This window comes from Ideonella dechloratans, assembly GCF_021049305.1.
Classification (GTDB): domain Bacteria; phylum Pseudomonadota; class Gammaproteobacteria; order Burkholderiales; family Burkholderiaceae_C; genus Ideonella; species Ideonella dechloratans.
This window is the reverse complement of the sequence record NZ_CP088081.1, coordinates 337,545-359,645: the sequence shown is the minus strand read 5'-3', so window position 1 is coordinate 359,645 and position 22,101 is coordinate 337,545. Positions and strand designations below refer to the sequence as shown.

Here is a 22,101-nt window from a genome sequence, read left to right as displayed (position 1 = left end):
ATGGAACTCGCTGCCAAGTTGATTGCCCCCTTGCGCGACCCGCGCGAACTGGCCCGCAAGGCGCTGATGTCGCTGGGCGTGCCCCTGGTCGCCTTCGCCGTCTTCCTGCTGCTGTGGTCCACGGTGGCTGCCCGCATCCAGACCAGTCTGGGTGCGGTCCCCGGCCCCATGGCCGTGGCCCAGCAGGCCGTGGCCCTGGTGCAGGACCACTTCGCCGAGCGCGAACGCGAGCGGGCCTTCTACGAACGCCAGGACAAGCGCAACGCCGAGCGCCTGGCCGAGGACCCGAACTACCAGCCGCGCCACTTCCAGTGGACCGGCAAGCGCACCTACCTCGACCAGATCGCCACCAGCCTGAAGACGGTGTTCACCGGCTTCCTGCTGGCCACCCTGGTCGCCGTGCCGCTGGGCATCCTGGCGGGCACCTCCAAGTGGGTTCAGGCCGCCATCAACCCGATGGTGCAGCTGTTCCGCCCGGTCTCGCCGCTGGCCTGGCTGCCCATCGTCACGCTGATCGTCAGCGCGGTCTACGTGACCAACGGCGAGCCGATGTTCGAGAAGTCCTTCCTGATCTCGGCCATCACCGTGACGCTGTGCTCGCTGTGGACCACGCTGATCAACACCGCCATCGGCGTGACCTCGGTCGACAAGGACCTGGTCAACGTCGGCAAGGTGCTGCAGCTGCCGCTGGCCACCCGGGTGCGCAAGATCATCCTGCCCTCGGCCCTGCCCTTCATCTTCACCGGCATGCGCCTGTCGCTGGGCGTGGGCTGGATGGTGCTGATCGCCGCCGAGATGCTGGCCCAGAACCCCGGCCTGGGCAAGTTCGTCTGGGACGAGTTCCAGAACGGCAGCGCCGAATCGCTCAGCCGCATCATGGTCGCGGTGTTCACCATCGGCGGCATCGGCTTCGCGCTGGACCGCCTGATGCAGATGCTGCAGAACCTGGTCGCCCCGCGCTGAGGCGCGCCCACCGTCACGAAGGCCCGCCATGAACGCCGCCGTCCTGCTCCGTCCCGTGTCCGAAGCCGCCGCCCCGCCGCCCCACATGCGTCTGGTGCCCGCCACCGCCGCCCTGGAACTCCGCAACGTCTGCAAGGCCTACGGCCAGGGCGACGCCCGCAGCGAAGTGCTGCACGGGCTGAACCTGCAGGTGGCGCCGGGCGAGTTCGTCGCCATCGTCGGCTTCTCCGGCAGCGGCAAGACCACGCTGATCAACCTGCTGGCCGGCCTGACCACCGCCGACAGCGGCGAGGTGCTCAAGAACGGCCAGCCCGTCACCGGACCGGGGCCGGACCGCGGTATCGTGTTCCAGAGCTACTCGCTGATGCCCTGGCTGAGCGTGCGCGAGAACGTGGCCCTGGCGGTGGACCGGGTGGCACAGGACAAGACCGCCGCCGAGCGGGCCGCCATGGTGCAGCGCTATGTCTCGATGGTGGGCCTCACCCCGGCCATCGACAAGAAGCCGGCCCAGCTCTCGGGCGGCATGCGCCAGCGGGTCTCGGTGGCCCGCGCCCTGGCCACCGACCCGGACGTGCTGCTGCTGGACGAGCCGCTCTCGGCCCTGGACGCCCTGACCCGCGCCAACCTGCAGGACGAAATCGTCCGCATCTGGAGCGAGGACCAGAAGACCGTGGTGCTGATCACCAACGACGTCGATGAGGCGCTGATGGTGGCCGACCGCATCATCCCGCTGGAGATCGGCCCGCGGGCGAAGCTGGGCCCGTCCTTCACGGTGGACATCCCCCGCCCGCGCGACCGCCGCGCGATGAACCACGACTCCCGCTTCCAGCAGCTGCGCGCCGAGATCACCCAGCACCTGCTGCAGCTCTCGCAATCGCATGCCGCCAGCCAGGGCGGCCAGGTGGTGCCGCTGCCGGTGCTGACCCCGCGCCACGGCGCGGAACGCCCGGAGGCCCGCCGCACGCCCACGCTGGCCCGCCTGCTGGGCCTGCGCCATGCCGAACTGGCCGAGCGCATCGAGGCCGAGGCCGCCCTGCCCGACATGCCGGCGCCGGGCACCGAGCGCGCCCCGCGCAGCGGCGACGAGCGCTTCGTCGAGTTTTCCAAGCTCATCAAGGTCTACCCCACGCCCAAGGGCCCGCAGACGGTGGTGGACGGCTTCGACCTCAAGGTCCGCAAGGGCGAGTTCATCTCGGTCATCGGCCACTCGGGCTGCGGCAAGTCCACCGTGCTGTCGATGATGGCCGGCCTGACCGACATCACCGACGGCGTGATCATCCTGGATGGCCGGCAGGTCACCCACGCCGGGCCGGACCGGGGTCTGGTCTTCCAGGCGCCCAGCCTGGTGCCCTGGCTGAGCGCCTTCGACAACGTGATGCTGGGCGTGGCCAAGGTCTTCCCGCACGCCAGCGAGGCCGAGCGCCGCGACACCGTGGCCTATTACCTCAACCGCGTGGGCCTGGGTTCGGCCCTGCACAAGCACGCCAGCGAGCTGTCCAACGGCATGAAGCAGCGCGTGGGCATTGCCCGGGCCTTCGCCCTGCAGCCCAAGATGCTGCTGCTCGACGAGCCCTTCGGCATGCTGGACTCGCTGACCCGCTGGGACCTGCAGGAGGTGCTGATGGAGGTCTGGGCCCGCAGCCAGGTGACCGCCATGATGGTGACCCACGACGTGGACGAGGCCATCCTGCTGGCCGACCGCGTGGTGATGATGAGCAACGGCCCGCGCGCCAAGATCGGCAAGATCATGGACGTGCCGCTGGCGCGCCCGCGCACCCGCGAAGCCTTGCTGGCCCACCCGCAGTACTACGCGCTGCGCGAGGAGCTGATCGGCTTCCTGGAAGACTGCGGCAGCCAGCACTGAGCCCGGCGCCCCCCGCGGGGCGCGGCTCAGGACATGATGAGCTGCAGGCTGCGCTCGTAGCTGTCGGTCAGGCGGTGGAACAGCGCCAGCAGCGCGTCGCTGGAGGCCGCCAGCACGCCCTGCACATCGATGCCCGGCCCGCCGCGCAGGGCGCGCAAGAGGCGCAGCCATTCGTCACGGGCGGCCGCCAGGGTCTCGCGGATGTCCGAGGTGGACAGCGGCGCCTGCTCCAGCTCGCGCAGCGTGGCCTCGAAGTCGTCCATCAGTGCCGGCAGCAGGGCCAGCCGCTCGGGCTGGTTCAGCAGGCCGGCCAGCAAGGCCAGCTTGGCCAGGCGCTGCACCCGCATGCGCTGGCGGCCGCACAGGTTGACGATGCGCAGCGCCCCGCGGGCGCCGCCGGCCTCCAGCGCCGCCGTCAGCGCCTCGGCCGCCTGCAGCAGCTCCTCGGCCCGGGCATCGGCCTCGGCCAGCAGGGGCAGGCCGGCCTTGCCGTCCAGGCTGCGCTGCAAGGCGCCCCAGGCCTGCTCGGCGCGCGTCAAGGCCTCCCGCAGGGCGGCGGGCTGGCCGTCCAGCAGCGGCAGGCTCGCCAGATGCGCCAGGTTGTCCTGCAGGCGCTGGGCCGCCTCGTCCTGGGCGCCGCGGGCGCGCTTGACCTCCACCCCGGCCTGACGCTGCGCGGCCAGCTTGACCAGGCGCTGGGACAGCATGCGCAGCTGCCCGGCGCGGTTGACCGCCTCGGCCCACTGGGCCGCCTCGATCACCGAGCGCGAGAGCTCGCTCAGCCGCAGGTGGGCATGCATGGACGCCCCGCGCAGCAGGCGGAAGGCCTCGTCCTCGCTGATACCGCGAGCGTTCATCAGCACGCCCTTGGCGCGGTCCACCCACTTGCGTTCGTCCAGCTGGGCCTGGGCACGCGTGGCGGCCTGCCGCCACTGGCTGCGCTGCCGGGCCTGGGCCTGCGCCTGGCTCAGGCTCAGGGCCAGCGCCTCGGGCTGCGACCAGACGGTGGGCGAGAGCCAGGCCGCCTGCCCGGTCTCCAACAGCGCCAGCCAGGCCGGCAGCTGCGCCGCGGCCGGTGGCGGGCAGCACAGCAGCCGCAGCCCCTCCCGCCCGTCTTCTGGCGCAGCCTGCGGCGCGGCCGCGGCCAGCACCGCCTCGGTCGTGCCCCACAGCACGGTCAGAAGCGGTGCATCCGCGGCGCCGGCCGCGGGCAGCGCTGCACCACGCTGGCGCGGCGCGTCCCCCACGGCCCAGCCCGCGGCCTGCAGCAGCGGCAGCAGCGCCGGCCGGTCACGGTCATCGGGACAGAGCAGGGACAGCAGGTTCATGGGCGGCACAAGAGGAGGAGGGCCAGGTGGTGCGGACACCGCGCGATTCTCGCCCGCCCACCGGAGCCGATGGGGACCGGCAGAGCACGGCTGGGCACGTCGCTTGCATGTTCGGGGCCACGGTGCAACGAAGCACCGTTCTGGTGAGTGCGGCCCACGGCCCGCGCCCTCACCCCCGCAGCCCGGCCGCCGGTTCTCGGCGTCCCGCTTCCCCCCTTCCTCCCCCCCGCTGACCGCGGCCCTGACCGGCCGCGGTGGCGTTCGCTCACCCATTTCCTTCCTTCGGATCGCCCATGGACAAGTTGAAGCTCGTGATGATCGGCAACGGCATGGCCGGCGTGCGCACGCTGGAGGAGCTGCTGCGCATCGCCCCGGACCTTTACGACATCACCGTCTTCGGCGCCGAGCCGCACCCCAACTACAACCGCATCCTGCTGTCGCCGGTGCTGGCCGGCGAACAGACGCTCGACGAGATCGTCCTGAACCCGCTGGCCTGGTATGCGCGCCATGGCATCACGCTGCACCTGGGCCAGGCCGTGACGAAGATCGACCGCATCCGCCGCACCGTGACCGCGGCCGACGGCAGCACCGCCGCCTACGACCGCCTGCTGATCGCCACCGGCTCGCAGCCCTTCGTGCCGCCGGTGCCGGGCGCCGACCTGGACGGCGTGCTGAGCTACCGCGACATCGCCGACACCCAGGCCATGATCGAGGCCGCCCGCACCCACCGCCACGCGGTGGTCATCGGCGGGGGCCTGCTGGGCCTGGAGGCCGCCAACGGCCTGGCCCTGCGCGGCATGGCCGTCACCGTGGTGCACCTGGGCGAGTGGCTGCTCAACCGCCAGCTGGATCCGACCGCCGGCGCGCTGCTGGAAGCCAGCCTGCGCCAGCGCGGCCTGGACTTCGCGCTGGGCGCGCAGACGGCCGCCCTGCAAGGCGATGCCCGCGGCCGGGTGCGCGCGGTGCGGCTGCAGGATGGCCGCGAGTTGCCGGCCGACTTGGTGGTGATGGCCGCCGGCATCGTGCCCCATACCGCGCTGGCCGAACAGGCCGGGCTGCTGTGCCAGCGCGGCATCGTCGTGAACGACACCCTGCAGACCGTCACCGACCCGCGCATCTACGCGGTGGGCGAATGCGCGGCCCACCGCGGCGTGGCCTACGGCCTGGTGGCGCCGCTGTTCGAGCAGGCCCGGGTCTGCGCCACCCACCTGGCCCAGTTCGGCATCGGCCGTTACCGGGGCAGCCAGACCCACACCCAGCTCAAGGTCACCGGCATCCACCTCTTCTCGGCCGGCGACTTCATGGGTGGCGAGGGCACCGAGGCCATCCTGCTGTCCGACCCGGCGGGCGGCCTCTACAAGAAGCTGGTGCTCCAGGGCGACCGGCTGGTGGGTGTGTGCCTGTACGGCGACACCGCCGACGGCCCCTGGTACTTCGAGCTGCTGCGCGAGGGCCGCGCGCTGGGCCCGCTGCGCGACCGCCTGATGTTCGGCCAGCGCGCCTGCCAGGGCGCCGCCCCGGCCCAGGCCCCCACCTGGCGCGAGGCCGCCTGAGCCCGCGGCCCCACAAGGACATGCCATGACCGAAACCCCGTCCACCTGCCCCTACTGCGGCGTCGGCTGCGGCGTGCTGATCGCCCACGACGGCCAGCGCATCACCGGCGTGCGGGGCGACCCGGACCACCCCGCCAATGCCGGCCGGCTGTGCACCAAGGGGTCCACGCTGCACCTGACGGCCGCCGACAGCGTGCAGCGCCAGACCCGGCTGCTCGCGCCGATGCAGCGCACCCGGCGCGGCGCCACACCGCACACCGTGGACTGGGACAGCGCGTTGGACGACGCCGCCGAGCGCCTGGCCGCCATCCACCAGCAGCATGGCGCCGACGCGATCGGCGTCTATGTCTCCGGCCAGCTGCTGACCGAGGACTACTACGTCTTCAACAAGCTGGTGAAGGGCCTGCTGGGCACGAACCACATCGACACCAACTCGCGCCTGTGCATGTCCAGCGCGGTGGCCGGCTACAAGGCCACGCTGGGGGCCGACGCGCCGCCCTGCAGCTACGAGGACTTCGCCCACGCCGACACGGTCTTCATCACCGGCAGCAACCTGGCCTGGGCCCACCCCATCCTGATGCGCCGGCTGGAAGACGCCCGCCGCGCCCGCCCGCAGCAGAAGTGGATCGTGGCCGACCCGCGCCGCACCGAGACGGCCGCCCTGGCCGACCTGCACCTGGCCCTCAAGCCCGGCAGCGACGTGGCCCTGTACCACGGCCTGCTGCACCTGCTGCTGGCGCAAGGCCTGACCGATGCCGCCTACATCGCGGCGCACACCACCGGCTTTGAGGCCCTGGCCGAGCGGGTGCGCGCCTTCCCCCCGGCCGAGACGGCCCGCCTGACCGGCCTGGCCGAGGCCGACCTGATCACTGCCGCGCGCTGGTTCGGCGAGAGCCCCGCCACGCTGAGCCTGTACTGTCAGGGCCTGAACCAGAGCAGCCACGGCACCGACAACAACGCCGCGCTGATCAACCTGCACCTGGCCACCGGCCAGATCGGCCGGCCCGGCGCCGGCCCCTTCAGCCTGACCGGCCAGCCCAATGCCATGGGCGGGCGCGAGGTGGGCGGCCTGGCCAACCTGCTCTCGGCCCACCGTGATCTGGCCAACCCCGCCCACCGGGCCGAGGTGGCGCGGCTCTGGGGCGTTCCCAGCGTGCCGGCCGCGCCGGGCCGCACCGCGATGGAGATGTTCCAGGCCGCCGCCGATGGCGCCGTCAAGGCGCTGTGGATCGTCTGCACCAACCCGGCCCAGAGCCTGCCCGACCAGGCCATGGTGCGCCGCGCGCTGGAGCGCGCCGAGTTCGTCATCGTGCAGGAGGCCTTTGCCACCACCGCCACCTGCGCCTACGCCGACCTGCTGCTGCCGGCCACCACCTGGGGCGAGAAGGACGGCACGGTCACCAACAGCGAGCGCCGCATCAGCCGGGTGCGCCCGGCGGTGCCGCCGGCCGGCCAGGCCCGCCACGACTGGGCCATCGCCACCGACCTGGCGCGCCGCCTGGCCGCCCGCATCGCGCCCGAGCGCATCACCCTCTTCCCCTACACCACGCCCGAGTCCATTTGGAACGAGCACCGCGACAGCACCCGCGGCCGCGACCTGGACATCACCGGCCTGAGCTACGCCCGGCTGGAGGCGCAGGGCCCGCAGCAGTGGCCCTGCCCCGAAGGCGCCGCCGCGGGCCGCAGCCGGCTCTACGGCGACGGCATCTTCCCCACCGCCGATGGCCGGGCCCGCTTTGCCGACGTGGCGCCCCGCCCGCTGGCCGAGGCACCGGATGCGAAATACCCCTTCAGCCTGCTGACCGGCCGCCTGCGCGACCAGTGGCACGGCATGAGCCGCACCGGCCTGCTGGGCCGGCTCTACGGCCACGAGGGCCTGCCCGCCATCGACCTGGCGCCCGCCGACCTGGACCGCCTGGGCCTGCGGGACGGCGCGCTGGTGCGGGTGACCTCGCGGCGCGGCGCCATCGTGCTGCCGGCCCGCGCCAGCGAGGGCCTGCTCGCCGGCCAGGCCTTCCTGCCCATGCACTGGGGCCAGGAGGTGCTCAGCGGCCAGGACAAACACGGCCAGCCGCTGACCGGCGTGAACGCGCTGACCACCCCGGCCTTCTGCCCCAGCTCCAAACAGCCCGAGCTCAAGCACGCCGCGGTGGCCATCGAGAAGGTGGATCTGCCCTGGCGCCTGTCCGCCATGGCCTGGCTGCCCGCCGAGCAGGCCATGGCGGTGCGCGAGCAACTGCGGCCGCTGCTGGCGGCCTTCGGCTGGGCCAGCCTGCTGCCCTTCGGCCGCGAGCCCGACGCCCAGGGCCGGGTGGGCCTGGTGCTGCGCGCCGGCGCGACCGCGCCGGTGGACGAGGCCCGGCTGGCCCCGGCCCGCGCCCAGCTGGGCCTGGACGGCCCGGAGGTGCTGCGCTACCAGGACGCGGCGGCCCGGCAGGACCGCGCCCTGCGCGTGCAGCGCGATGCCGACGGCCGCGCCCAGCTGCAAGCCTTCTGGCTGGCCGGCGACACCGGCGGCGAAGCCTGGCTGCGCCAGCTGCTGGAGGCCGACACGCCCCTGCCCGGCCCGGCCCACCTGCTGCTGGCCCCGGGCGAGCTGGCCCGCGCCCTGGTGGGCGAGGCCGCCGCGCCGGCCAGCCCCCAGGTCTGCACCTGCTTCAATGTGCGGGAGGACGCCATCCGCCACACCCTGGCGGGCTGCGCCGGCACGCCGGAAGAGCGCCTGGCCGCGCTGAGCGCCACCCTGCGCTGCGGCAGCAACTGCGGCTCCTGCATCCCCGCGCTGCGCGCTCTGGTGAAGGCCGTGCCCCTCGCGCCCCGGGCGGTGCCTGCGTGAGAATGGGCGCTCCCCCACCCCAGCCCCCATCCCGCCATGAGCATCGCCCCGTACCTGCGTGAGATCGGCCGCGGCAAGGAAGGCGCCCGCGCCCTCAGCCGCGAACAGGCCTGCGACCTGATGAGCCAGTTGCTGGACGACAAGCTCAGCGACCTGGAGAAGGGCGGCTTCGCCCTGGCCATGCGCATCAAGGGCGAGACGGCCGAGGAACTGGCCGGCTTCATGGACGCGGTGCGGCCCCGCCTGCTGCCGCTGGCCGCCCCGTCCACCCCGGTGCTGCTGCCCAGCTACAACGGCGCCCGCAAGCTGCCCAACCTGACCGCCCTGCTGGCCCTGCTGCTGGCCCGTGACGGCGTGCCGGTGCTGGTGCACGGGCCGCTGACCGACCCGGGCCGCGTCACCAGCGCCCAGGTCTTCGAGGCCCTGGGCCTGCCGCCCGCGCTCAGCCCCGAGGCGGCCCAGGCCCAGTGGGCGGCCGGCCAGCCGGTCTTCATGCCGCTGGCGGTGCTGCACCCGGCGCTGGACCGGCTGCTGGCCCTGCGCCGCGTGCTGGGCCTGCGCAACCCCGGCCACACCCTGGCCAAGCTGCTGCCGGCCGTGCCCGGCGGCGTGCGGGTGGTCAACCACACCCACCCGGAATACTCGATCAGCCTGTCCCAGTTCCTGGAGCTGACCCAGGCCGACGCCCTGCTGCTGCGCGGCACCGAGGGCGAGCCGGTGGCCGACGCCCGCCGCTGCCCGGCCCTGAAGGTCTTCGTCCAGGGCGCGCTCAGCGACGTGCTCTCGGTCGAGGCCCAGGGCGGCTCGCTGGCCGAGCTGCCCGACCTGCCCTCCCTGGACCCGGCCGAGACCGCCGCCGCCATCCGCGCCATGCTGGCCGGCCAGCGCCCGGTGCCCGCCCCCATCGACCGCCAGCGCCGCGTGCTGCTGGCCCTGCGCGACGCGGCCCGGGCCGCGGCCGACACCACCTGCCGGACCTGAGCCCGGCCCCCCGCCCCCCGGAGCCCCCATGCCCCTGCCCGCCACCCCCGTCCTCCACACCGTGCACCTGGTGGGCGCCGGCCCGGGCGACCCCGAGCTGCTGACCCTCAAGGCCCTGCGCGTGCTGCGCCAGGCCACGGTCATCCTGGTGGACGACCTGGTGGGCGAGCAGGTGCTGGCCCACGCGCTGGAGGGGCTGGAGCCGGCGCCGCGCATCGTGCCGGTGGGCAAGCGCGGCGGCTGCGAATCCACGCCCCAGGCCTTCATCGAGAAGCTGCTGGTGCGCGAGGCCCTGGCCGGCGAGAAGGTGGTGCGCCTGAAGGGCGGCGACCCGCTGGTCTTCGGCCGCGCGGGAGAGGAGATGGCCGCGCTGCGCGAGGCCGGCATCCCGTTCGAGGTGGTCAACGGCATCACCGCCGGCCTGGCCGCCGTCAATGCGCTGGGCACCGGCTGGACCGACCGCCGCCATGCCCAGGGCGTGATGCTGGTGACCGGCCACCCGCAGACCGGCGGCGCCGGTCCGGACTGGGACGCCATCGGCGCGGCCGCCGCCAGCGGCCTGACCCTGGTCATCTACATGGGTGTGACCCAGGCCCCGCGCCTGGTGGAACAGCTGCTGCCCCGGCTGGGCCCGGACTGGCCGGCCGCGGCGGTGCAGGCCGCCAGCACGCCGGCCCAGCGCCAGCTGCGCGCCACCCTGGGCACCCTGGTGGACGTCATCGCCCGCGAGCAGTTGGGCAGCCCGGCGGTGCTGGTGCTGGGCCGGGTGCTCGAGGCCGCGGCCCTGGCCGACTGGGCCGCGCAGGCCGAACACGCTGCACAGGCCTCCGGGGCGCCCCAAGCGTCCCAGGCCAGCGCCTGAAAAAGGTCTGAAAGGCGCCCCGACGGCGCCCCCGTCCATCCGCGCCGGCCGCGTTTCACGCCGCCTGCCGCGCACCTCGTCGCAAGCCGCTGGTGACGGCCCCGCCGCGCGACGACAGTCTCTCCATCGGCCCAGGAAACGGGCCCCTGACAGCCCACCGGAGAGACACCATGCAACGCAGCTTCACCCCCTTCGCCGCCCGCAGCACCGCCCTGGGCCTGGCCGCCGCCCTGACCTTCGCCATCCTGCACAGCCTGGGCGGCATCGCCGACCGCCAGGTCGACGAAGTCATCGCCCAGGCCCAGGCCTGCACCCAGCTGGCCCAGGCCCAGACCGAGCGCGCCCCGGCCCGCCGCGGCTGAGCCCGCCCTGCCGCACTGAACCCCCGGCCCCGGGTTGACGGGCCGCTGGAGACCGACCATGAACACCGTTCCGACCCCTTCCTTCCTGCAACGCGCCAGCGCTCTGGGCCTGGCCGCCCTGATCACCCTGAGCGTGCTCAACGGCCTGGGCGGCATCGCCGACCGCCAGGTGGACGGCGCCGTGCTGGCCCTGCGGGCCCAGGCCTGCACCGCGGTGGCGGCCGGCGCCCCCGCCCTGCCCCGCCTGCCGGCTTAATCCTCGCTTCACGCTGGCCTCACGCCAGCTTCATCCTCGGCCCCGAGCATGAGGTGGTGCCTGCAAGCGTCCGGCACCACCCACCATGCCACCGCCCCACACCCCACCTCCGTCCGCGCCCGCCTTGAGCTACCTGCGCCTGCGCTGGCGTTGGAGCGCCCGGGCCCTGCGCGAGGGCTTCTGGCGCCGCCGCCGCCAGGCCGGGGTGCTGGCGGCCCTGCTGGCCGGCACCGCCGGTGACCTGCCCAGCGCCTGGGCCAGCCTGCAAAGCGCGCTGGTGTTCAGCGTCTGGCCCCTGGCCCGCTGGAGCAGCAGCGGCCAGCTGGGCCCCTGGCTGGGCGGGCTGCTGCTGCAGACCGCACTGGGCACCCTGCAGGCCCTGGCCTGCTTTCCCTGGTTGTGGTCCCCCGCCTGGCGCACCCAGGACCACGCCCTGCCGATTCCCCCCGCCACCCGCTGGCGCACCGATGCCGCGCTGGTGGCCCTGACCCAGCTGCCCTGGGCCCTGGCCCAGACGGCGGGCAGCGTCCTGCTGCTGGCCCAGCAGCCAGCCTGGCTGAGCGGCCCCGGCCGCGGGCTGTGGTTGGGCGGCCTGGGTCTGGCCCAGCTCGCCGCGGTGCTGGCAGCCACCGCCGCACTGGCCCGCTGGCGCCGCGCGCCCCGGGGGCGTTGGCCCGGCCCGTCGGCCCGGCCGAAGGCGGTGGCCACACCCGGCCGCCCGCTGCGCTGGCAGCAGGCCCTGCTGTGGCAGCCGCTGTGGCGGGGCGCGGCGCGCCCGCTGGCCCGGGCCGGCCTGCTGCAGGCGCTGGGTCTGGCCCTGTGCGCGGGCGCCGTGGCCCTGGGTCGGCAGGCGGCGCCCTGGGCCCTGTCCGCCTTCACGCTGCTGGCCCTGCTGGGCCTGCCTCGCCTGGGCCGGCTCAGCCAGGCCCATCTGCAACCCCTGCTGGACCGGGCCACCCGCGAGCTGCCCCTGTCCGGCCACACGCTGGAGCGCGGGCGCCGCCTGCAGCTGCTGTGGCCCACGGCCGCGGGCGCGGCCGTGCTGCTGGCGGTGCTGCTGACCGGCCCCCTGCCCCTGACCAGCTGGCGCCCCCCGGTGCTGGCGGCCTGGGCGCTGTGGATGCTGCCCGCCCTGTGGTGGCAGACCGCCCCCGCCTCCCCGGATCCGGCCGCCCGCACCAGCGGCGGCCTCTTGCTGCTGCTGATCGGGCTGGCCCTGGCCACCGACACCTTGAAGGAGTCCCCAAGATGAGCGCTGACGCCATCACCCTGCAACTGGACCAGCTGGCCTTCGCCTGGCCCGACCGCATCGTGCTGCAGCGCTGCAGCACCGCGCTGAAAACCGGCATCACCTGGCTGCGCGGCCCCAACGGGGTGGGCAAGTCCACCCTGCTGCAGCTGCTGGCCGGGGTGCTGCGCCCGCTGCAGGGCACGGCCCGGCTGCTGCGTCCTGGCCAGCCTGCGCTGGACCTGCAGGCAGACCATCGGCTGGCCTGGCGCCACGCGGTATTCTGGTGCGGCCCCGGCGCGGTGGCCTACTACCACCTCAGCCCGCTGGACTTCTGGTCCTTTCTGCACGGCCTGTACCCCGACTGGCAACCGCTGGCGGTGGTGCGCCATGCCGAGGCCTTCGGCCTGGGCCCGCACCTGGACCGGCCGCTGGCCAGCCTGTCCACCGGCACCCAGCGCAAGGTCTGGCTGGTGGCGGCCCTGTCCGCCGGCACGCCGGTGCGCCTGCTGGACGAACCGCTCAACGCCCTGGACGACGAAGCCACCGCCTACCTGCAGGACCAGCTGGCCCAGGCGCAGGAGGAGCGCTCGGCCCTGTGGCTGGTGGCCAGCCACGACGCCCCCTTGCCGGCCCACACCGGGCCGGTGAACGAATGGCGTCTGGCGCCCTGAGCGGCCGGGCGCCGCCGCGCGGCGCGCTAAGCTTGCAGCCCCGTGTTCCCTTGCCTGTGACCTGACCCGATGCGCCTCTTGCTGGTGGAAGACGACCGCATGATCGGCGAGGCCCTGCGCGCCGCGCTGCGCCCCGAGGGCTTTGCCGTGGACTGGGTGCGCGACCTGGCCGCCGCCCGCGCCGCCCTGGGCACCGAGCGCTTCGACCTGGTGCTGCTGGACCTGGGCCTGCCCCCGGGCGGCCCCGGCACCGCGAGCGATCCGAGCGCCGATGGCCTGAGCCTGCTGGGCGAGCTGCGCCAGCGCAGCGACACCACGCCGGTCATCGTGCTGACCGCGCGCGACGGCCCGGGCGACCGGGTGCGCGGCCTGGACACCGGGGCCGACGACTACCTGGTCAAGCCCTTCGAGTTCGACGAGCTGACCGCCCGCATCCGCGCCGTGCTGCGCCGCCATGGCGGCCGCGCCCAGCCGGTGCTGCGCCACGGCGCCATCGTGCTGGACCCCGCCACCCGCCAGGTGCAGGTGGCCGGCGAGCCGGTGCTGCTGTCGGCGCGCGAGTTCGCGGTGCTCGAAGCCCTGATGCAGCGCCCGGGCGCCCTGCTCTCGCGCGCCCAGCTGGAGGACAAGCTCTACGGCTGGGGCGAGGAGATCGAGAGCAACGCCGTCTCGGTCTATGTGCACCAGCTGCGGCGCAAGCTGGGGGCCGAACGCATCGGCACCGTGCGCGGGGTGGGCTACTTCCTGACGCCGGTGGACGCGGCATGAGGTTCTGGCGCTCGCTGCGCTGGCGGCTGCTGCTGTCCCTGCTGGCGGTGCTGTCGGCCGCCGCCGTCATCGTGGCCGGCCTGACCTACCGCGCGGTGCTGGCCGACACCGAGGCCCTGTTCGACTACCAGCTGCAGCAGATGGCCCTGTCGCTGCGCGACCAGGGCGCCATCGCCCCGGACCAGGCCCGCGCCCTGGCCGACCAGCGCCTGGACTTCGTGGTGCAGATCTGGACCGAGGACGGTCGCAGCATCTACGCCTCTCAGCTGCAGCAGGCCCTGCCGGAGAAGGCGGTGCTGGGCCTGGCCGACATCGCGGTAGGCGGCGAAATCTGGCGCAGCTTCGCGGTGGCCTCGGCCGGCCGGGTCATCCAGGTGGCCCAGCCCGAGCGCATCCGCCGCGGTCGGGCGGCCCAGGCCGCGCTGCGCAGCGTCGCGCCCCTGGCCTGGCTGGCCCTGCCCCTGGTGGCCCTGCTGTGGTGGCTGGTGGACCTGCTGACCGCCCCGCTGCAACGCCTGGCGCGCGACGTGGGCCGGCGCGACGCCACCGCCCTGTCGCCCCTGCCCGAAGCCGAACTGCCCGACGAGGTGCGGCCCCTGGTGGCCGCGCTCAACGCCCTGCTGGCCCGGCTGGACGAGGGCATGAGCACCCAGCGCGCCTTCGTGGCCGACGCGGCCCATGAGCTGCGTTCGCCGCTGACCGCGCTGAAGCTGCAGCTGCGCGCGCTCAAGGACGCCCCGGCCGAGGCCGAGCGCGGCGCGGCCATCCAGGCCCTGGGCGAAGGCATCGACCGCGCCGCGCGCCTGGTCGAGCAGTTGCTGGCCCTGGCACGCAACGAACCCGGCAGCCCGCCGCCCGAGCCGCAGGCGCTGGACTTGGCCGAACTGGCCGGCGAGGCCCTGGCCGACCTCTGGCCCCAGGCCCAGGCCCGTCACGTCACGCTGGCCCTGGAGGCCGAGCAGGCGGTACCGATGCGCGGCGACCGCGCCGCCCTGTCGGCCCTGGTGCGCAACCTGGCCGACAACGCACTGCGCTACGGCCGCGAAGGCGGCCAGGTGCGGCTGCAGGTGAGCGCCGACGGCCCGCGGCTGACGGTGGACGACGACGGCCCCGGCATTCCGCCGGCCGAGCGCGAGCGCGTCTTCGACCGCTTCTGGCGCCGTGACAGCGGCCGCGCCGACGGCACCGGCCTGGGCCTGGCCATCGCCCAGGCGGTGGCCCAGCGCCACGGCGGTCAGATCACGCTGGGCGATTCACCGCTGGGGGGGCTGCGGGTGCAGGTGCGACTGTCGACCGGCCCGCGGCCCACCGCGTCCTAACCTTCGCTTCATCTTCGCCTCACGAAGGCCTCATCGCCTCTGCGCACCATGGCAGCCATGCGCTTGAACCGCGCTTCCATGAACGATCAGGAGTTCCCGCGATGAGCACCACCAAGACCCTCACCACCGTCGTCGTCACCGCCGCCGCCACCACCGCCCTGGTGGCCGCCGGCAGCGCCGGGGCCATCGACTTCAAGCACCTGTTCTCGGGCGACAGCAAGACCCCGGTGGCCACCGCGGCCGCCGCGGCCGTGGTGCCCGCCGCCCCGGTGGCGCCGCTGCCCCCCGGCGCGGTGCCGGACTACCGCGCCATCGTCAAGCAGGCCGGCCCGGCCGTGGTCGGCGTGATGGTCTCGGGCGAGCGCCAGCCCGACCCGAACGAGGACGGGCCGGACATCCAGAACGACCCCTTCTTCCGCTTCTTCCGCGGCATGCCCGGCTTCCAGATGCGCGGCGGCCAGCCGCACGGCAAGGTGCCCTTCCGCGGCCAGGGCTCGGGCTTCATCATCGCCTCCGACGGCCTGATCCTGACCAACGCCCACGTGGTGCGCGACGCCAAGACGGTGACGGTGCGCCTGACCGACCACCGCGAGTTCGAGGCCAAGGTGCTGGGCTCCGACCCGGTGACCGACATCGCGGTGCTGCGCATCGCCGCCAAGGACCTGCCCACCGTGCGCCTGGGCAATTCGGACGCCGCCGAGGTGGGCGACCGGGTGCTGGCCATCGGCGCGCCCTACGGCCTGGAGCAGACGGCCACCCAGGGCATCGTCAGCGCCAAGGGCCGCTCGCTGCCCGACGACACGGTGGTGCCCTTCATCCAGACCGACGCCGCGGTAAACCCCGGCAACTCCGGCGGCCCGCTGTTCGACGGCACCGGCGCGGTGATCGGCATCAACGCCCAGATCTACACCCAGAGCGGCGGCTTCCAGGGCCTGTCCTTCGCCATCCCGATCAACATCGCGATGAAGGTCAAGGACCAGATCGTGGCCACCGGCCATGTGCAGCACGGCCGCCTGGGCGTGATGATCCAGCCGGTCAACCAGGCCCTGGCCGATTCCTTCGGCATGGCCAAGCCCGAGGGCGCGCTGGTCTCCAAGGTGGAGAAGGGCAGCGCCGCCGCCGAGGCCGGCATCAAGCCGGGCGACGTGATCACCCAGGTCAACGGCAAGCCGGTGACCGACGCGGGCTCGCTGTCCAGCCAGATCGGCCTGGCCGCCCCGGGCGAGAAGGTGACGCTGACCCTGTGGCGCGACCACGGCAGCAAGACCATCGAGGCCAAGCTGGGCAAGGCGCAGGACGAGACCGCCTCGGCCGGCAACGCCGCCGGCGAAGGCCCGCAGCTGGGCCTGGCGCTGCGCAGCCTCAGCCGCGACGAGAAGCGCCAGGCCGGCGTGGACGGCGGCCTGCTGGTGGATGACGCCGAGGGCGCGGCCGCGCGGGCCGGCATCGAGCAGGGCGACATCGTGCTGGCCATCAACGGCAAGCCGGTCAAGGGCATGGACGACATCCGCGCCGTGCTCAAGACCCACCCCAAGCAGGTGGCCCTGCTGATCAAGCGCGACGACGAGACCCTGTTCGTGCCGGTGCCGCTGAACTGAGGCACGGCGCACGGCGGCGTCACATCCTGTCACGCCTGGAGGGCGGGCCGCGTCACGGAACGGGGGTACAACCCCGGACCGGGGCGCCGCCCGCCCCCTTGCATTCCAACCGTGACAGGGACTCCGATGATCCGTTCGATGCACGCCCGCCTGCGCGCGGGCCTGGCCGGCCTGGCGCTGGCCTGCACCCTGGGCAGCCTGGCCATGCCGGCCGCCGCCGCCCCCAGCTGGGCCACCGATGTGGCCGGTGGCCAGGACCACCCGCTGCTGCAGCGCTACACCGATTCCTGGCTGATCGCCTACCAGCAGCAGTCCTTCGCCCAGACCAGCTTTCCCGGCAAGCTGGGCCTGGACAACAAGAACCGCTTCCTCGCGCCGGTGACGGTGGAGGGCCAGGTCACCCGCCTGGTCTACCTGGCCCCGCCGGGCAAGACCCCGCTGGAGGTGCATCGCAACTACGAGCAGGCCCTGGCCGCCGCCGGCTTCAAGGCGGTGGTCAGCTGCACGCCCAGCCAGCCCTTGTGCGAGAAGATGCGCTACGGCTTTGCCGATGACCGCTACGACGCGCTCAAGCAGGCCAACTTCGCGGCCAGCCGCGACCGCCAGTCCGACCCCAAGCTGGCCGACGCGATGCGCGGCCTGGGCGGCGTGAACATGGTGGGCACCGAGGACCTGTTCTTCAGCTACGGCACGCTCAGCCGCAACGGTGCCACCGTGCATGTGATGGTCAACACCGGCAAGGTCTACAACAGCCCCTTCGTCGGCACCTACATCGAGATCGCCGAGCCCAAGGCCATGCTGGGCGGCCAGGTCACCGTCAACGCCGAAGCGCTGAAGAACGGCCTGCAGGCCGAGGGCAAGATCGCCCTTTACGGCATCTACTTCGACACCGGCAAGGCCGCGCTCAAGCCCGAGTCCAAGGCCCAGCTCGACGAGATGGCCCGCCTGCTCAAGGCCCAGCCCGCGCTGAAGGTCTACATCGTCGGCCACACCGACAACCAGGGCACGCTGGCGGCCAACCTGACGCTGTCGCAGCAGCGCGCGCAGGCGGTGGTCGAGGCCCTGATCCAGCAGTACCAGATCCCGGCGGCCCGTCTCTCGGCCCAGGGCGTGGCCAGCCTGGTGCCGGTGGCCGCCAACGCCGCCGAGGCGGGACGCGCCAAGAACCGCCGCGTCGAACTGGTCGTGCAGTGAGCCCCCCACTCCGGAGCGCAGCGCGCTACACTGCGCCTCGCTCCGGGGTGCGCGCGCAGCGCTGAGAGGGTGACCCACCCAACCCGAGAACTTGATCCGGTTCGTACCGGCGGAAGAAGAGCGCTAGACCCACCCTGAGGGCGTGGTCCGTGGCTCGGGCGCGAGCCCGGCCGTGGCCCCGCCCGCATCAGCCGGGGCGGGGCGGTCTCCGGAGCAGTCCATCTGTTCCTTTCAGGAGACCGCCATGAACGCGCCCGAGAAGCCCCCCTTCGCCTCCCTGCTGGCCCAGGCCTGCACGCCCTTTCCCGCCTCGCGCAAGGTGCATGTGTCCGGCACGCGGCACCCCGGCGTGGCCGTGCCCCTGCGCGAGATCGCGCTGAGCAACGGCGAGCGCGTCACCGTCTACGACACCTCCGGGCCCTACACCGCACCGGGCTTCACGGCCGATGTGCGCACCGGCCTGCCCGCGCTGCGCGCGCCCTGGCTGGACGCCCGCGCCGACACCGAGCCCTATGCCGGCCGCGCCCCGCAGGCGGTGGACGACGGCGACCGCCGTGACACCCCGGATGCCGAACGCCTGCAGGCCCTGCGCCAGCAGGTCGCCGGCCTGCAGCGCACGCCGCGCCGGGCCCGCGCCGGCCAGTGCGTGACCCAGATGCACTACGCGCGCCGCGGCATCGTCACGCCGGAGATGGAGTTCGTCGCGCTGCGCGAGATGGGCCGGCGCGAGTGGATGCAGGCCTACGGCGGCGACGCCGAGCGCGAGGCCCGGCTGCGCGGTGACGCGCGCGGCGCCCGCATCCCGGACGTGATCACCCCCGAGTGGGTGCGCGACGAGGTGGCCGCCGGCCGCGCCGTCATCCCGGCCAACATCAACCACCCCGAGCTGGAGCCCATGGCCATCGGCCGCAACTTCCGGGTCAAGGTCAATGCCAACATCGGCAACTCGGCCGTCAGCTCCGGCATCGAGGAGGAGGTGGAGAAGCTGGTCTGGTCCACCCGCTGGGGCGCCGACACGGTGATGGACCTCTCCACCGGCCGTCACATCCACACCACCCGCGACTGGATCCTGCGCAATGCGCCGGTGCCCATCGGCACCGTGCCCATCTACCAGGCGCTGGAAAAGGTGGGTGGCGTGGCCGAGGACCTGAGCTGGCCGATCTTCCGCGACACCCTGATCGAGCAGGCCGAGCAGGGCGTGGACTACTTCACCATCCACGCCGGCCTGCGCCTGCCCTTCATCCCGCTGACCGCCCGGCGCCGCACCGGCATCGTCTCGCGCGGGGGCTCCATCCTGGCCAAGTGGTGCATCACCCACCACCGCGAGAACTTTCTCTACACCCACTTCGCCGAGATCTGCGAGATCCTGCGGGCTTACGACGTGAGCTTCTCGCTGGGCGACGGGCTGCGCCCGGGCTCGCTGAGCGACGCCAACGACGAGGCCCAGTTCGCCGAGCTGCGCACCCTGGGCGAGCTCACGCAGATCGCCTGGCAGCACGAGGTGCAGACCATGATCGAAGGCCCGGGCCATGTGCCGATGCACCTGATCCAGGCCAACATGGACGAGCAGTTGAAGCACTGCCACGGCGCGCCCTTCTACACCCTGGGCCCGCTGACCATCGACATCGCCCCCGGCTACGACCACATCGCCAGCGCGGTGGGCGCGGCCATGATCGGCTGGATGGGCACGGCCATGCTCTGCTACGTCACGCCCAAGGAGCACCTGGGCCTGCCTAACCGCGAGGACGTCAAGCAAGGCCTGATCGCCTACAAGATCGCGGCCCACGCGGCCGACGTGGCCAAGGGCCACCCCGGCGCCCGCGCCCACGACGACGCGATGAGCCAGGCCCGCTTCGAGTTCCGCTGGGAGGACCAGTTCAACCTGGGCCTGGACCCGGACACCGCGCGCAGCTTCCACGACGAGACCCTGCCCAAGGACGCGGCCAAGCAGGCCCACTTCTGTTCCATGTGCGGGCCCAAGTTCTGCTCGATGAAGATCAGCCAGGACGTGCGCCAGTTCAGCGCCGAGCAGGAGGCCGCCGCCGAAGAGGGCATGGCAGCCAAGTCGGCCGAGTTCAAGGCCGCCGGCGGCGCGCTCTACATCCCCATCCTGCCGGAGGCCTGAGATGGCGAGCAAATTGCGACCCCATGCCGGCATTGCCGGCGCCGGCGTGCTGGGCCGGCTGCTGGCCTGGCGCCTGGCCCATGCGGGCTGGCGCGTCAGCGTGGTGGACCCGGCGCCCGACGCCCTGGCCCCGGCCCGCGGCAGCCTGTTTCACGCGCCCCATGCCGCCGGCTTCACCGCCGCCGGCATGCTCAGCCCGCTGGCCGAGCTGGACCAGGCCGAGCCCGACGTGGCCGCCCTGGGCTGGCGCTCGCTGGACCTGTGGCAGGCCATCGCCCGGCGGCTGCCGGCGCGCGCCGATGCGCCGCAAGGCCTGGTGCGCCGCCAGGACAGCCTGCTGCTGGCCCACCCCAGCGACCTGGGCGCGGCCCAGCGGGTGCTGGCCCGGCTGGAAGCCGCCCGCGCACAGGACCCGGCCTGGCCCGCCGCCCAGCCGCTGGACGCCGAGGCCCTGCAGGCCCTGGAGCCCGCCCTGGCCCCGCGGCTGTGGGGCTGGCGCCTGCCCGGCGAAGGCCAGGTGCTGGGCCCGGCCCTGCTGGAGGCCCTGGCCGCCGACGCGCCCGGCGTGACCTGGCACTGGGGCCGGCGGGTGAGCGAGGTGTCCCCTCACCGCTTGACGCTGGACGAGGGGCAGACGCTGACGGTGGACCTGGCCATCGACGCCCGTGGGCTGGGCGCCCGACCGGAGAACCCAGACCAGGCTCATACCATGAGCCCATCGGACCCGCGGCCCACCTTGCGCGGGGTGCGCGGCGAGGTGGTCTGGCTGCACGCCCCCGGCGTGCCGCTGCGGCGCCCGCTGCGCCTGCTGCACCCGCGCCACCGCGTCTACCTGGTGCCGCGGCCGGGCGACCTGGTGCTGCTGGGCGCCAGCGAGCTCGACAGCGAGGACCGCTCGCCGGTCAGCCTGCGCAGCGCGGTGGAACTGATGGCCGCGGCGCACAGCGTCATTCCCGAGCTGGCCGAGGCCCGCATCGTCCACCTGGAGGCCAATCTGCGCCCGGCCCTGCCGGACCACCGGCCCTGGGTGCAGCACGCCCCCGGCTGGCTGGCCATCAACGGCCTGTTCCGCCATGGCTGGCTGCTGGCCCCGGCGCTGGTGGAGCAGGCCCTGACCGGACTCGGCCTGCCCACCCTCGCGCACCATCAGGAGGCCGCCCATGCCTGAGACCACGCCCACCGTGACCCTCAACGGTGAACCGCGGCCCTGGCGGCCCGGCCTGAGCCTGGCCGACCTGCTGGCCACCGAGGGCCTGACGCCCGAGGCCGTGGCCAGCGCGGTCAACGCCTTCTTCGTGCCCCGTGACCAGCGCGCGGCCACCCTGCTGCAACCGGGCGACGAGATCGCTCTCTTCCAAGCCATCGTCGGAGGCTGAAGCCCATGTCCCTCGACACACTCGATTCCCCCTGGACCGTCTACGGCGTGCCGCTGCGCAGCCGCCTGCTGCTGGGCACCGCCGGCTACCCCTCGCCCGAGGTGCTGACCCGCGCGCTGGCCGCCAGCGGTGCCCAGGTGCTCACCGTGGGCCTCAAGCGCACCCTGACCGGGGGCGACAACGGCTTCGTCGCCGGCCTGCGCGCCCACCTGCGGGAGCACGGCGGCCACCTGCTGCCCAACACCGCCGGCTGCCGCAGCGCGCGCGAGGCCATCGCCCTGGCCCGCATGGCGCGGGAGCTCTATGACACCGCCTGGATCAAGCTGGAGGTGGTGGGCGACGAGCACACCCTGCAGCCCGACCCCTGGGAGCTGGTGCAGGCGGCCGAGGCGCTGGTGGGCGAAGGCTTCCAGGTCTTCCCCTATTGCACCGACGACCTGGTGGCTTGCCAGCGCCTGCTGGACGTGGGCTGCCAGGTGCTGATGCCCTGGGCCGCGCCCATCGGCTCGGGCCAGGGCCTGCTCAACCCCTTCGCGCTGCGCACCCTGCGCGCCCGCCTGCCCGGCGTGCCGCTGATCGTGGACGCCGGCCTGGGTGCGCCCTCGCACGCGGTGCAGGCGCTGGAGCTGGGCCTGGACGGCGTGCTGCTCAATTCCGCCGTGGCCCAGGCGGGCGACCCGGTGCGCATGGCCGCGGCCTTCGGCGCCGCGGTGCGGGCCGGCCGCGCTGGCTTCGAGGCCGGCCTGATGGCGCCGCAGCCCATGGCCGTGGCCAGCACCCCGGTGGGTGGACGGCCCTTCCTGATCGGTTGAGG

General features: G+C 73.8%; 18 protein-coding genes, 1 pseudogene and 1 riboswitch. Of the genes and pseudogenes, 18 read left to right on the top strand and 1 reads right to left on the bottom strand.

Annotation, left to right across the window (positions count from 1 at the left end; translation table 11 throughout):
* Together LRM40_RS01695 and LRM40_RS01690 are read left to right on the top strand one after the other, a co-directional pair.
* Nucleotides 1-963, top strand: a complete 963-nt coding sequence (locus LRM40_RS01695; protein WP_151124982.1) for an ABC transporter permease — start codon at nt 1-3, stop codon at nt 961-963.
* Nucleotides 964-991: 28 nt separating this feature from the next.
* On the top strand, nt 992-2,827 hold the full coding sequence (locus LRM40_RS01690; RefSeq protein ID WP_211373026.1) for an ABC transporter ATP-binding protein: 1,836 nt from the start codon (nt 992-994) through the stop codon (nt 2,825-2,827).
* A gap of 26 nt (nt 2,828-2,853) precedes the next feature.
* On the opposite strand, the gene LRM40_RS01685 is transcribed toward LRM40_RS01690, so the two are convergent.
* Nucleotides 2,854-4,155, bottom strand: a complete 1,302-nt coding sequence (locus tag LRM40_RS01685; protein WP_170288917.1) for an ANTAR domain-containing protein — start codon at nt 4,153-4,155, stop codon at nt 2,854-2,856.
* Nucleotides 4,156-4,448: 293 nt separating this feature from the next.
* Between LRM40_RS01685 and LRM40_RS01680 the strand changes: the two are divergent.
* The 16 genes and pseudogenes from LRM40_RS01680 to LRM40_RS01605 all read left to right on the top strand — a co-directional run.
* Nucleotides 4,449-5,651: pseudogene (locus LRM40_RS01680) on the top strand (NAD(P)/FAD-dependent oxidoreductase); the annotation flags it as partial.
* An 82-nt stretch (nt 5,652-5,733) separates the two neighbouring features.
* Nucleotides 5,734-8,544 carry a nitrate reductase gene (locus LRM40_RS01675; RefSeq protein ID WP_231067673.1) on the top strand — a complete coding sequence of 937 codons (2,811 nt, stop codon included), beginning with the start codon at nt 5,734-5,736 and terminating at the stop codon, nt 8,542-8,544.
* Between the two features lie 36 nt (nt 8,545-8,580).
* Nucleotides 8,581-9,525 carry a DNA-binding protein YbiB gene (ybiB, locus tag LRM40_RS01670; protein WP_151126070.1) on the top strand — a complete coding sequence of 315 codons (945 nt, stop codon included), beginning with the start codon at nt 8,581-8,583 and terminating at the stop codon, nt 9,523-9,525.
* A gap of 28 nt (nt 9,526-9,553) precedes the next feature.
* Nucleotides 9,554-10,387 (top strand): uroporphyrinogen-III C-methyltransferase, encoded by an 834-nt coding sequence (cobA, locus tag LRM40_RS01665; protein ID WP_151126058.1) that lies wholly within the window; start codon nt 9,554-9,556, stop codon nt 10,385-10,387.
* Between the two features lie 170 nt (nt 10,388-10,557).
* Nucleotides 10,558-10,749 (top strand): hypothetical protein, encoded by a 192-nt coding sequence (locus tag LRM40_RS01660; protein WP_151126059.1) that lies wholly within the window; start codon nt 10,558-10,560, stop codon nt 10,747-10,749.
* 58 nt (nt 10,750-10,807) lie between these two features.
* On the top strand, nt 10,808-11,005 hold the full coding sequence (locus LRM40_RS01655) for a hypothetical protein (protein WP_151126060.1): 198 nt from the start codon (nt 10,808-10,810) through the stop codon (nt 11,003-11,005).
* 85 nt (nt 11,006-11,090) lie between these two features.
* Nucleotides 11,091-12,257 (top strand): hypothetical protein, encoded by a 1,167-nt coding sequence (locus tag LRM40_RS01650; protein ID WP_231067672.1) that lies wholly within the window; start codon nt 11,091-11,093, stop codon nt 12,255-12,257.
* Nucleotides 12,254-12,907, top strand: a complete 654-nt coding sequence (locus tag LRM40_RS01645) for an ABC transporter ATP-binding protein (RefSeq protein ID WP_151125973.1) — start codon at nt 12,254-12,256, stop codon at nt 12,905-12,907. Before LRM40_RS01650 ends, LRM40_RS01645 begins: the two co-directional genes overlap by 4 nt.
* Nucleotides 12,908-12,976: 69 nt before the next feature.
* Nucleotides 12,977-13,675: a response regulator gene (locus LRM40_RS01640; RefSeq protein ID WP_151125972.1), complete on the top strand. Its 699-nt coding sequence runs from the start codon at nt 12,977-12,979 to the stop codon at nt 13,673-13,675.
* Nucleotides 13,672-14,994 (top strand): ATP-binding protein, encoded by a 1,323-nt coding sequence (locus LRM40_RS01635; protein ID WP_151125971.1) that lies wholly within the window; start codon nt 13,672-13,674, stop codon nt 14,992-14,994. Before LRM40_RS01640 ends, LRM40_RS01635 begins: the two co-directional genes overlap by 4 nt.
* A 101-nt stretch (nt 14,995-15,095) precedes the next feature.
* Complete coding sequence (locus LRM40_RS01630; protein ID WP_151125970.1) at nt 15,096-16,592, top strand: Do family serine endopeptidase; 1,497 nt, start codon at nt 15,096-15,098, stop codon at nt 16,590-16,592.
* Nucleotides 16,593-16,730: 138 nt separating this feature from the next.
* Nucleotides 16,731-17,786, top strand: coding sequence for an OmpA family protein (locus LRM40_RS01625; RefSeq protein WP_231067671.1), 1,056 nt, complete (start codon nt 16,731-16,733; stop codon nt 17,784-17,786).
* 33 nt (nt 17,787-17,819) lie between these two features.
* Nucleotides 17,820-17,921, top strand: a riboswitch (TPP riboswitch).
* 109 nt (nt 17,922-18,030) lie between these two features.
* Entirely contained in the window at nt 18,031-19,911 is a 1,881-nt protein-coding gene (thiC, locus tag LRM40_RS01620) for a phosphomethylpyrimidine synthase ThiC (protein ID WP_151125968.1), read from the top strand.
* Between the two features lies 1 nt (nt 19,912).
* Entirely contained in the window at nt 19,913-21,079 is a 1,167-nt protein-coding gene (locus LRM40_RS01615) for an FAD-dependent oxidoreductase (protein ID WP_231067670.1), read from the top strand.
* A complete protein-coding gene (gene thiS / locus LRM40_RS01610; protein WP_151126055.1) occupies nt 21,072-21,287 on the top strand; it encodes a sulfur carrier protein ThiS in 216 nt (71 codons plus the stop codon). Before LRM40_RS01615 ends, thiS begins: the two co-directional genes overlap by 8 nt.
* Before the next feature lie 5 nt (nt 21,288-21,292).
* Nucleotides 21,293-22,099 (top strand): thiazole synthase, encoded by an 807-nt coding sequence (locus LRM40_RS01605; RefSeq protein ID WP_151126056.1) that lies wholly within the window; start codon nt 21,293-21,295, stop codon nt 22,097-22,099.
* The last annotated feature ends 2 nt before the right edge of the window (nt 22,100-22,101 follow it).

Bases quoted from the DNA above. Each gene is read 5' to 3' on its own strand.
- LRM40_RS01695 (WP_151124982.1), top strand. From the start codon at position 1: ATGGAACTCGCTGCCAAGTTGATTGCCCCCTTGCGCGACCCGCGCGAA.
- LRM40_RS01690 (WP_211373026.1), top strand. From the start codon at position 992: ATGAACGCCGCCGTCCTGCTCCGTCCCGTGTCCGAAGCCGCCGCCCCG.
- LRM40_RS01685 (WP_170288917.1), bottom strand. From the start codon at position 4,155: ATGAACCTGCTGTCCCTGCTCTGTCCCGATGACCGTGACCGGCCGGCG.
- LRM40_RS01675 (WP_231067673.1), top strand. From the start codon at position 5,734: ATGACCGAAACCCCGTCCACCTGCCCCTACTGCGGCGTCGGCTGCGGC.
- ybiB (WP_151126070.1), top strand. From the start codon at position 8,581: ATGAGCATCGCCCCGTACCTGCGTGAGATCGGCCGCGGCAAGGAAGGC.
- cobA (WP_151126058.1), top strand. From the start codon at position 9,554: ATGCCCCTGCCCGCCACCCCCGTCCTCCACACCGTGCACCTGGTGGGC.
- LRM40_RS01660 (WP_151126059.1), top strand. From the start codon at position 10,558: ATGCAACGCAGCTTCACCCCCTTCGCCGCCCGCAGCACCGCCCTGGGC.
- LRM40_RS01655 (WP_151126060.1), top strand. From the start codon at position 10,808: ATGAACACCGTTCCGACCCCTTCCTTCCTGCAACGCGCCAGCGCTCTG.
- LRM40_RS01650 (WP_231067672.1), top strand. From the start codon at position 11,091: ATGCCACCGCCCCACACCCCACCTCCGTCCGCGCCCGCCTTGAGCTAC.
- LRM40_RS01645 (WP_151125973.1), top strand. From the start codon at position 12,254: ATGAGCGCTGACGCCATCACCCTGCAACTGGACCAGCTGGCCTTCGCC.
- LRM40_RS01640 (WP_151125972.1), top strand. From the start codon at position 12,977: ATGCGCCTCTTGCTGGTGGAAGACGACCGCATGATCGGCGAGGCCCTG.
- LRM40_RS01635 (WP_151125971.1), top strand. From the start codon at position 13,672: ATGAGGTTCTGGCGCTCGCTGCGCTGGCGGCTGCTGCTGTCCCTGCTG.
- LRM40_RS01630 (WP_151125970.1), top strand. From the start codon at position 15,096: ATGAGCACCACCAAGACCCTCACCACCGTCGTCGTCACCGCCGCCGCC.
- LRM40_RS01625 (WP_231067671.1), top strand. From the start codon at position 16,731: ATGCACGCCCGCCTGCGCGCGGGCCTGGCCGGCCTGGCGCTGGCCTGC.
- thiC (WP_151125968.1), top strand. From the start codon at position 18,031: ATGAACGCGCCCGAGAAGCCCCCCTTCGCCTCCCTGCTGGCCCAGGCC.
- LRM40_RS01615 (WP_231067670.1), top strand. From the start codon at position 19,913: ATGGCGAGCAAATTGCGACCCCATGCCGGCATTGCCGGCGCCGGCGTG.
- thiS (WP_151126055.1), top strand. From the start codon at position 21,072: ATGCCTGAGACCACGCCCACCGTGACCCTCAACGGTGAACCGCGGCCC.
- LRM40_RS01605 (WP_151126056.1), top strand. From the start codon at position 21,293: ATGTCCCTCGACACACTCGATTCCCCCTGGACCGTCTACGGCGTGCCG.